The sequence below is a fragment of the Brachybacterium sp. genome, assembly GCF_036379615.1.
GTDB lineage: Bacteria > Actinomycetota > Actinomycetes > Actinomycetales > Dermabacteraceae > Brachybacterium.
The window spans coordinates 99756-107795 of the sequence record NZ_DASVGJ010000071.1; the positions used below are offsets into that span (position 1 = coordinate 99756).

5 protein-coding genes are annotated in these 8040 nt (G+C 71.8%); all 5 read left to right on the forward strand.

What is annotated here, in order from left to right:
- Positions 1–80: 80 nt before the first annotated feature.
- Positions 81–1037 (forward strand): sugar ABC transporter permease, encoded by a 957-nt coding sequence (locus tag VF289_RS17285; protein ID WP_330885308.1) that lies wholly within the window; start codon positions 81–83, stop codon positions 1035–1037.
- Positions 1037–1936, forward strand: coding sequence for a carbohydrate ABC transporter permease (locus VF289_RS17290; protein ID WP_330885310.1), 900 nt, complete (start codon positions 1037–1039; stop codon positions 1934–1936). Before VF289_RS17285 ends, VF289_RS17290 begins: the two co-directional genes overlap by 1 nt.
- Positions 1933–3240, forward strand: a complete 1308-nt coding sequence (locus VF289_RS17295) for a glycosyl hydrolase (RefSeq protein WP_330885312.1) — start codon at positions 1933–1935, stop codon at positions 3238–3240. Before VF289_RS17290 ends, VF289_RS17295 begins: the two co-directional genes overlap by 4 nt.
- A complete protein-coding gene (locus tag VF289_RS17300) occupies positions 3237–5507 on the forward strand; it encodes a glycoside hydrolase family 3 protein (protein ID WP_330885314.1) in 2271 nt (756 codons plus the stop codon). Before VF289_RS17295 ends, VF289_RS17300 begins: the two co-directional genes overlap by 4 nt.
- A gap of 20 nt (positions 5508–5527) precedes the next feature.
- Positions 5528–8040, forward strand: a 2513-nt coding sequence (locus tag VF289_RS17305) for an endo-beta-N-acetylglucosaminidase (RefSeq protein WP_330885316.1), incomplete at its 3' end; no start/stop codon positions are given.

Consider the following 8040-nt stretch of genomic DNA (forward strand, 5'->3'; position numbering starts at 1 on the left):
CGCCGACTGAGCAGGCAGGGGAGGGGGCGCCGCCGCGCCCCCTCCCGCGCCGACCGCCGCCTCTCCGAGAGAAGGACCGCGTGACCCACGAATCCCCGACCATCTCCCGCCCGCAGCGCGCGAGCGACCCGCCGCCCGCCCGGCGCCGGTCCCGTCACTGGGCCCGCTCCCCGTGGTACGTCCCCCTGCTGTTCAGCGGGGGCGCTCTCGCCCTCGTGCTGGTGATGACGGTCTTCCCGTTCTTCAACACCCTGGTGCTCGCCTTCACCGACGCCACCATGCTCCAGGGCGGGAGCTTCATCGGCCTGGAGAACTTCCGGCAGCTCCTGCACGACGACCGCTTCGCGACCGCGCTGCTGAACTCCTCGCTGTACGTCCTCCTCGTCGTACCGCTGATGGTGGTGATGCCGCTGGTCCTCGCCACGCTCGTGGCCGGCCAGGGGCGTCTGCTGGGCTTCTTCCGCACCGCCTACTACCTGCCGGTGGTGATGTCGGCCGTGGTCGTCGGCCTGATCTGGACGAACCTGCTGGAGCGCCGCGGTCTGGTCAACGAGCTGCTGCAGTGGTTGCAGGTGCTCTCCGGGCCGGTCCCCTTCCTCACCGACCGCTGGCTGCTGCTGTTCAGCGCCATGTTCGTGACGGTGTGGATGGGGCTCGGGTACTACATGGTCATCTACCTCGCGGCGCTCGCCAGCATCGACCCCTCTCTGTACGACGCGGCCTCCGTCGACGGCGCGGGCGTGGTGCGTACCTTCCTGTCGATCACCATGCCGGGAGTGCGCAACACCATGACGCTGGTGGCGATGTTCTCCTCTGTCGCGGCGTTCCGCGTGTTCGGCGAGGTCTACGTGCTCACCGGAGGCACCGGCGGGCCCGGAGGCGGCGTCGTCACCATGACCATGCTCATCCAGCGTGAAGGCACCGGACTGCAGGCCCAGACCGGCTATGCCGGCGCGATCAGCCTGGTCATGTTCGTGATCCTCGCCGTGCTGCTCGCGATCCAGCTCGTCGTGCAGAACCGGAAGGGACAGGCCTGATGACCACCACCGCACCACCCCGCGCCCCCGAGCACACTCCGGTCGGCGCCGCCCCCGTTGCCGCCCCGCGCCGCCGCCGGCGCCGCCCCGGGACCGCCCTGCGCTACCTGGTGCTCGTGCTGATGCTGGTGCTGCTCGCCGGCCCTCTGCTGTGGCAGCTCTCCCTGTCCCTCAAAGGCCCCGCCGACGACCTCTACCAGCGGCCCCCGCAGCTGATCCCCAGCGACCCCACCCTGGACAACTTCACCAGCGTGCTCCAGCAGATCCCGGTGCTCACCTTCGTGGGAAACTCCTTCCTGGTCGCCGCCCTGGTGATCGGCGGGAACATCGTGCTGGCCACCACAGCCGGCTTCGCTCTGGGCCGGCTGCGCTGGCGGCTGCGACCGGTGGCGACCGGCGTGTTCGTCGCCGCCATGCTCGTGCCGCTCGAGGCGATCATCATCTCCCAGTTCCTGCTGGTGCGGTCGATGGGCCTCACGGACACCCTGTTCGCCGTGGCGCTGCCCATGCTCGTGACCCCCTTGAACGTGCTGCTGATGCGCAACGCCTTCCTGGGTATCCCCACCGAGATGGAGGAAGCCGCCGTGATCGACGGCGCCAACGCCTGGCAGCGGTTCCTGCGGATCTGCGTCCCCCAGGTCAAGGGCGTCATCTCCGTCGTCGCGATCTTCTCGTTCGTCGGCTCCTGGAACGACTTCCTCTGGCCCCTGATCGTCCTCACCAGCGAGGACAACTACACCCTGACCGTCGGCCTGAACTACCTGCGGGGCACGTTCTACGACGATCCCCGGCTCATCGCCGCCGGCACCATCATCGCGCTGATCCCGATCATCGTGTTCTTCATGGCCCTGCAGCGCTACTTCATGCGCGGACTCGAACAAGGAGGGATCAAAGGATGATCCACCCCACCCCGCCCCTGCGCTTCGGCGTGAACTATGTGCCCCGCGACGGGTGGTTCTACTCGTGGCTCAGCCCGCGCTGGGACGAGGTGCGCAGAGACTTCGCGACCCTCGCCGAGCTGGGCATGGACCATGTGCGCCTGTTCCCCTTCTGGCCCGTGCTGCAGCCCAACCGCACCCTGGTGCGCGAGGAGGCCCTCGCCGACGTGCGCACCATGGCCGTGCTCGCCGGCGAGGCCGGCCTGGACGTGGCCGTGGACGTGGTGCAGGGCCACATGTCCAGCTACGACTTCCTCCCCGCCTGGCTGACCTCCTGGCACTCCCGCAACATGTTCACCGACCCGGAGGTGGTGGCCGCACAGGCCGAGCTGACTCGGCGGCTGCACGGCGCCCTCGAGGACCTGCCCCAGTACATCGCGCTGACCCTCGGCAACGAGGTCAACCAGTTCTCCGGCGACCCGCACCCCTCGCCGATGCGCGCCACCTCCCAACAGGCGGAGGAATGGATCACGACCCTCCTGGACGCCGTCCCCGCCGACGACGAGCGACTGCGCCTGCACGCCGAGTACGACGCGATCTGGTACCTCGACGGGCACCCCTTCGAGCCCGCCCACGCCTCCCGGCTCGGTGACCTGACCGCCATCCACTCCTGGATCTTCAACGGCACCGCCCAGCGCTACGGTGGCATGTCCTCGCAGAGCCTGCGCCACGGCGAATACCTCACCGAGCTCTCCGGCGCCTTCGCGGCCGACGCGGGACGACAGGTGTGGCTGCAGGAGATCGGGGCCCCGCTCAACGTGCTCGAGGAGGCCGACGCCGCCGCCTTCTGCACCCAGGCCGTCCAGCACGCCGCGGACTCCACCAGCTTGTGGGGCGTGACCTGGTGGTGCTCCCATGACGTGAGCCCTGCGCTCGCCGACTTCCCGCCGCTGGAGTACTCCCTGGGGCTCATCGACGCCGACGGCGCGGTCAAGCCCATCGGTCGCGCCTTCGCCGAGGTCGCCCAGGAGCTGCGCGCCCGGACCGCGCTCCCGACCCCGCGCCGCGAGGCCGTGGTGATCGACGTCGGAGAGGACGAGGCCCCGCTGCGGCGGATCGACGCCGCCCCGGGCGGCACTGTCTTCGAGACCTGGAACGACCTCGCGGCCCAGGGCCGCCGGCCCGCGGTGGTCACCTCCCTCACGGCATCGGACCCCTCCGCGCTCGCCGCCCGCGGCATCGAGACGCTGCACCGGGTGGGGGAGACCACCTCCGGGGGCTACTCGGCCGTCTCCGACAGCGAAGCCCTGGGGGTGCACGCATGAGCCCCGCCGTGGAGGCCGCGCTCGCGTCGATGACCCTGCGGCAGAAGGTCGGGCAGCTGAACCAGCGTCTGCTCGGCTGGACGGCGCTGCGGCGCACCGCCGACGGCTTCGCCGTCACCGAGGAGTGCCTCGCCGAGATCCAGCGGTGGGAGGGTATGGGCGGCCTGTACGCCCCGCTGCGCGCCGACGCCTGGTCGGGGCGCTCCTGGACCAACGGCGGGATCCTCCCCGAGGAACGGGCCGAGGCACTGGCCACCGTGCAGGAGGCGGTGCGCTCCGCGAGCCCGCAGGGGATCGGGGTGCTCGTCTCCGAGGAGGCGCCGCACGGCCATCAGGCCCTCGGAGGGTCCGTGCTGCCGGTGAACCTCGCGGCAGCAGCCGCCTGGGACCCCGCAGCCCTGGAGGAGGCGAGCCGGGCGGTCGCCGCCGAGCTCTCCGCGAGCGGCGCGCACCTCGCGCTGGTCTCTGCCCTGGACCTGCTTCGCGACCCCCGCTGGGGGCGCTGCGAGGAGACCTTCGGCGAGGACCCGCTGCTCGCATCCGAGCTCACCGCCGCGATCGTCCGCGGCATGCAGGGCGAGGACAGGGAACACCTGGGCCAGGGCGGCGCGGGTGTGGTGCTCAAGCATCTCGCCGCCCAGGGGGAGGCGATCGGCGGCCGCAACGGCCAGTCCGCGCACCTGGGACCCCACGACCTCGCCGAGATCCACCTCCCGCCGGTGCTCGCCGGGCTGCACGCCGGGGCGATCGGCTTCATGGCCGCCTACAACGACATCGACGGCGTGCCCTGCTGCGCGAACCGGGAGCTGCTCACCGAGCTGCTGCGCGACCGCCACGACTTCGACGGCCTGGTCATGGCCGACATGTTCGCTGTGGACCGTCTCGCGGGGATGACCGGCGGCCTTCCCGACGCGGGTCGCGCCGCCCTGGCCGCCGGGGTGGACCTCTCCCTCTGCGACGAGGCCTTCACCTCGCTGCACGAGCTGGCGGCCGACGACCACCTCGTCGCCGCGCAGGTCGACGACGCGGCGCGCCGCGTGCTGTCCGTGAAGGCCCGCTTCGGTCTGCTGGCACCGCCGACGGATCCGGAGCCGGTACGGGACCGGGTGCGGCTCGCGGCCGCGCAGGACCGTGCCCGGAACGCCTCGCGCCGTCTGGCCGAGGAGTCGCTCGTGCTGCTGACGAACACCGCGGTGCGCGGCGACGAGGCGGGCACCGACACGGATCGGGTGGGCGCCGCGCGCCCCGCGCTGCCGCTGGAGGCGTCCGCTCTCTCGCACCTCACCGTGATCGGGCCCTTCGCCGAGGACGTCCCCTGCCTGCTCGGCGACTACGTCGCCCCGCAGCAGGAAGGCACCGCCGTCTCCGTGGCCGGAGCGCTGCGAGCCGCGCTGCCCGGGGTCCAGGTCGAGGCCGTGGCGTCGGACGACCCCGCACAGCTGCCCGCGCTGAACGGCACCGACGCCGTGGTGCTCGTGCTCGGCGGCACCAGCCACCGCTCCTACGACGACGAGTTCGCCGAGAACGGAGCGATCGCCGGACGGGCCGGCAGCGCCACCGGCGGCGAGGGTGTGGACCGCGCCGACATCTCCCTGCCCGGCGCACAGGATGCCCTGCTGCGCGCCGTACGGGACGCCGCGCCTCGTGGCGTGCCCGTGGCCGCCGTGATCGTCGCGGGCCGCCCGCACATCCTCACCGAGGCGGTGGCCTGCACCGACGCGATCGTGTGGGCCGGATATCCCGGCCCGCACGGCGGTGAGGCGGTGACCGACCTCCTGCTGGGCCGGCTGCAGCCCACCGGTCGCCTGCCGATGACCCTGCCCCGCCATCCCGCCGTGCTGCCGCTGCGCTACAACGACCGGCAGGATGCGGGCGTGTACCAGGACGTCCCGGACCCCGTCCTGTTCGACGTGGGGCACGGTCTGTCCCTGCAGCCGTGGAGCGTCTCCGCGACCACGGCGCGCACCGAGGGGGACTCGGTGCGGATCACCGCGACCGTCGTCGCCTCCGGCGAGGCTCCCGGCAGAGCCCCCGGCGAGGACCTCGGCGACGCCGTGCTCACCGTGTTCGGGCACCGTCGCGGCGGGCCACGCGTCCCCCGTCGGCGGGAGCTCCTCGCGTTCCGCCGGGTCGCCCTGCGGCCCGGCGAACAGCAGATCCAGCTGGACTGCCCCGCCGACCGCGTCTTCGCCGACCCCACCGACCCGCACTGCCTGACCGAGCTCGACATCGAGGGGATCCGGTGCACTCTCGCACCGTCCCCGTGACCGGAAGGACCCACACCGCCGTGCCCTCATCACCCCGCAGGACTCGTACCATCCCCCCGATCCGGCCCTCCCGCCGCCAGCTCTTCGTCGGCGCCGCCACCGTCACCGGCATGGGGGTCGCCGCCGCGAGCGTGACGGCACCCGTCGCCGTCGCCAGCGACACCCTCCCCTGGGAGGGGGAGCTCGCGCCCGGGCCGCACCAGCCCGCCCAGCGGGCCTACAACCCGGACCAGGTGCTCGCCTGGGACCCCTCGACCGATCCCGACGCCGCGTTCCTGCGCTCCCGGGTGCCGCTGCAGCCACGGGCCTCGGCGCTCGCCGCGGCCCAGCGGCACCCGCAGCTGCCCGCCGAGACGCGCTCGCTCGTGCTCGCCGGCGACTACGGCAACGCCTTCTTCGAGAGCCATCCGTACACCGACGTGTTCTCCCAGCACCTGTTCGAGTACTGGCAGTACGCGGACGTCTACGCCTCCTGGCACGGGATGGCCGCGCAGGGGACCCCGCCCGAGCTGTACCGCCCGGAGGAGGAGTGGACCCAGCGCTGGTTCGAGTTCGGCGCCGTCAACCTCCCCAACCCCGGATACACCGATGCCGCCCACCGCAACGGAGTGCTCTCGCTGGGCAACGTGTTCTTCTCCGACAACGACCGCGGCTCCCAGACCTACTCGGAGCTGCTGGTGCGCGACGAGGACGGCAGCTTCCCCGCCGTCACCCAGCTCGTGAGGATCGCCGAGTACTTCGGCTTCGACGGCTACTTCATCAACCAGGAGCAGGTCAGCGTGTCCATGACGCGCGAGCAGATCACCACCTACCGCGAGTTCCTCGTGGCGCTCCGTGACGCCGGGATGTATGTGCAGTGGTACGACTCGGTCACCGACGAGGGCACGATCGACTACCAGAACGAGTTCAACGCCGCGAACAGCCCGTGGGTGATCAACGACGAGCAGGGGCGCGTCTCCGACTCGATCTTCCTGAACTACTGGTGGAACCGCGACATGCTCGCCGATTCCGCCGCGCACGCCCAGGACGTCGGGCTGGATCCCCGCGAGGCCGTCTTCGTCGGCGTCGAGGCGGGCATGTACCAGTTCGAGCAGCCCTACGACCTGCGCGACAACTTCGATGAGGACGGCGTTCCGCGCAACGCCGTCGCCTCCCTCGGCACGGACTTCACCCACGCCGACTTCGAGGCGAAGACCGACGTCGATCGCCAGCACGAGACGTACGACCGTGCCCGCCGCTGGTGGACGGGCACCGAGGACGGCGCCGGGTCACCGGCCGAGGACGCCTGGCCGGGGATGGACGCCTCCATCGTCGAACGCTCCCCGCTCACCGGCACCCGCTTCCACACCCGCTTCTCGACGGGCCACGGCCTGGGGTACTGGCGCGAGGGCGAACAGGTCAGCTCCGTCCAGTGGGGCAACATCGGCATCCAGGACGTGCCCGTGACCTGGCAGTGGTGGTTCGAGGGAGACGGTGATCTCCGGGCCGACCACGACTACGGCCCCGAGGCCGTGGCCGCGCCCCGCTTCACCTACACCCCGCTGGGGGCCTTCGACGGCGGGTCCTCGCTCGTCATCGAGGGGACCCTGGAGGGCGATGCGCGACTGCGACTGTTCCGCAGCGAGCTCGAGATCACCGACTCCACCCAGCTGCACCTCACGGTGCAGATCCCCCGGGGCGCCGTGGAGCTCTCCGCGGCGCTCACCCTGGCCTCCGACCCCGCCATCGTGCTCGAGCTCCCGCTCACCCTCGAGGACGGCGACGGATGGGTGCGCGCCTCCGTGGACCTCGGCGACCTCGCCGGCGACACGATCCTCGGCCTCGGGGTGGCGCTCCACACCGACGAGGAGCAGGAGATGCAGGTGAACCTTGGTACCCTCGCCGTCGCTCCGGCGGCGACGAAGGCCCCGAAGCGACCCCGCCACTTCACGATCACGCAGGCTCTGCCGGCGACCCAGGAGCTGACGCTCGGCTGGACCCTGGACGGCTTCGACTCCGTATCCCGCTACGAGGTGTCCGTCGACGGCGAGCACCTCGGGGCGATATACGGCGACGTCCTCTACGTGAAGGACTTCGCGGGCCGCTCCGGCACCTTCTCCCTGGAGGCCGTGGGCCACGACGGGCAGCGCAGCCGTCCCGCCACGCTCGATCTCGACCTGGCCGGCGGACCCGGCGCGGTTCAGGCCTCGGCCAACGGCGCCGCGGTCACCGTCACCTGGGACGCTCCCGCGAGCCCCGGCACCGCCGTGACGATCGAGGCCCTCGACGCCGGCGACTCGCCGTTCCGCACGAAGGTCATCGCCGACAAGGGAGCGACCAGCGCGACCCTCGAGGGAACGCCCACCGACGGGTCCCGGTTCCGCGCGACCGTCGACGACCGTCACGCCACCCCGGTCTCCGCGCTCGGCACGTTCACGGATACCGAGCTGGCGCCGTACCCGGCGGAGTTCGCCGAGTTCGACGGCACCACCCTGGTGCTGCGCCGGCCGACGCCGAACGACTGGAGCACCCTGACCGTGCTCGAGGACGGTGA